This window comes from Oscillibacter sp. CU971 (genome assembly GCF_905219725.1).
In the GTDB taxonomy this organism is placed as follows: Bacteria; Bacillota; Clostridia; order Oscillospirales; family Oscillospiraceae; genus Oscillibacter.
Map to the genome: position 1 here is coordinate 1 of NZ_CAJMXG010000350.1, position 2532 is coordinate 2532.

Annotated in this window: 2 protein-coding genes; both read left to right on the plus strand. The window is 63.1% G+C overall.

Annotated features, from left to right (window positions below):
• Window positions 1-356 precede the first annotated feature (356 nt).
• Window positions 357-1166 carry a MoxR family ATPase gene (locus JX325_RS15200; protein WP_204791906.1) on the plus strand — a complete coding sequence of 270 codons (810 nt, stop codon included), beginning with the start codon at window positions 357-359 and terminating at the stop codon, window positions 1164-1166.
• A gap of 4 nt (window positions 1167-1170) precedes the next feature.
• A complete protein-coding gene (locus tag JX325_RS15205; RefSeq protein ID WP_204791907.1) occupies window positions 1171-2367 on the plus strand; it encodes a VWA containing CoxE family protein in 1197 nt (398 codons plus the stop codon).
• The last annotated feature ends 165 nt before the right edge of the window (window positions 2368-2532 follow it).

The following is a 2532-nucleotide window of genomic DNA, read 5'->3' on the forward strand; positions in this document are numbered from 1 at the left end:
AAGGGCATGGGCCTGAAGGACTACAAGAACCGGGACTGGGTGGAGGTTTCCGCCCGCATGGCGGTGGAGAACCACGACGCCTACCAGGGCAAGGGCCCGGTGATGCACGTCATGACCATCGCCCCCTGCCCCAAGCCGGCCCAGGACGTGGTGACTTTCTGATACAGGTTGTAATAAGGAGCAAAAAGGCTCCCCTCCGTTGTCTGGCGGAGGGGAGCCCTTTGTTATTTCATGTCCCGGGGAATATAAGCTCCGTAAATGTGAAATTGGAGGTTGCGGAATCGCCGCAGGTTTGGTATCTTATAGAGCGTACCCTTTTTATGGGCACAGAGAACACGCAAGGCGAGGGTGAGCGCATGAAAGAGATTTTTTCGGGAACCGACCAATACGTAGCCTCCGGCGAGCTGATGGCGGCGGTGAACATCGCCGTGACGCTGGAAAAGCCACTGCTTATCAAGGGCGAGCCGGGCACGGGCAAGACCATGCTGGCGCAGGCCGTGGCNCAGGCCCTGAGAAAAGAGCTGATCATCTGGAATGTAAAGTCCACCACCAAGGCCCAGGACGGCCTGTATGTCTACGNCGTGGTCCAGCGGCTCTACGACAGCCAGTTTGGGTCCCACGGCGTGGACGACATCGCAAGTTACATCAAGCTGGGCAAGCTGGGGGAGGCCTTCTCCGCAGAAGAGCAGGTGGTCCTGCTGATCGACGAGATCGACAAGGCGGACCTGGAATTCCCCAACGACCTTCTGTGGGAGCTGGACCAGATGGAGTTCTACATCCCGGAGACCCGGAAGACCGTCCGGGCCAGGAAGCGGCCCATCGTCATCATCACCTCCAACGCCGAGAAGGAGCTGCCCGACGCCTTCCTGCGCCGGTGCATCTTCCACTATATCGACTTTCCGGACCAGGAGCAGATGGAGCGCATCCTCCATGTCCACTTCGACCACCTGGAGGAGGAGCTGCTCCGCCAGGCCATGGCGGCCTTTTACTGGATCCGGGAGCTCCGGGGCATTGACAAAAAGCCCAGCACCTCGGAGCTGGTGGACTGGCTCCGGGCCCTCACGGCCGGGGGTGTGGACCCGGCCCGGGTCCGGAAGGAGATTCCCTTTGCCGGGGTCCTGCTGAAAAAGGACAAGGACCTGCGGACCCTGCGGGGCAGCCGCTGAGACCATGTTTCTTTCCTTTTTTTACCTCCTCCGGAGCCGCGGGCTGGACGTGACGCCGGACGAGTGGATGGTTCTGCTGGAGGGTCTGTCCCGGGGGCTCCACCAGTCCAGCTTAACGGGGTTCTACCGGCTCTGCCGGGCGGTGGTGGTGAAAAGCGAGGCGGATTTCGACCGCTTCGACCAGGCTTTTCTGGAGTTTTTCCGGGACATACCCTGGAACGGCGCGCTGCCCAAGGAGCTGCTGGACTGGCTGGACCGCCCCTCCGAGAATCTGGGCCGGACCCTGGAGGAGCTGAAGCGGGCGGGCTTCTCCGAAGAGAAGGCCGAAGAACTGCTGCGCCTTTTGGAGGAGCGCCTGAAGGAGCAGACAGAGGAGCACAACGGCGGCAGCTACTGGGTGGGCACCCAGGGCCGATCTCCCTTTGGCAACAGCGGCTGGCACCCCGGCGGCATCCGCATCGGCGGCCAGGGCCGTCACCGCACCGCCATGATGGTGGCCGGGGAGCGGCGCTTCCGGGATTTTCGGAAGGACAACACCCTGGACACCCGGCAGTTTCAGACGGCTTTCCGCCTGCTGCGCCAGCTCTCCGCGCAGGCGGACGAGAGTGAGGAGGTCCTGGATGTGGACGGGACCATCCGCGACACCTGCGACAACGGGGGGCTTTTGAAAATCCGAAAGACCCACCCCCGGAAAAACGCCGTCAAGGTCCTGCTGCTGATGGACTCCGGCGGGTCCATGGAGTACTACGCCGGACTCTGCTCCCGGCTGTTCCAGGCGGCCCAAAAGTCCAACCACTTCAAGGAGCTCCACACGTATTACTTCCACAACTGCGTCTACTCGGAGCTCTATACCGGCCCCGCCCTCCGCTGGAAGGAGGCGGTGCCCACGGACTGGGTCCTCTCCAACTTCGACGGGAACTACAAGGTCCTGGTGGTGGGGGATGCCGCCATGAGCCCCTATGAGCTGCGGGAGAAGCGCTATGACTGGGAGCGGCGGACCTACGGCCCCTCCGGCCTGGAGTGGNTGGAGCGGATGAAGAAGCAGTACCCTTACCTGGTCTGGCTGAACCCGGAGCCCATGCCGGAGCGGCCGGACTACTGGGGCCAGACCCACTGGCAGCTGGGGCACATGTTTCCCATGTACGACCTCACCGCCGAGGGGCTGGAACGGGCCATGAAGCGGCTGAAAGGGCGGAAATAGCGCAAGCGGAGACCGCGCAAGGCGGCCTCCGCTTGTTTGTTCTTACCGTGCTTCCGGCGTCCCTTACCGGAAGAGCCGGCGCACATCGTCCTTCCCCCGCTTGCCGTGGGTCCGCATGGCCTGGGAGGAGGGGAGGGGAATGGACCGCCGGGCGTCTTCCAGCAG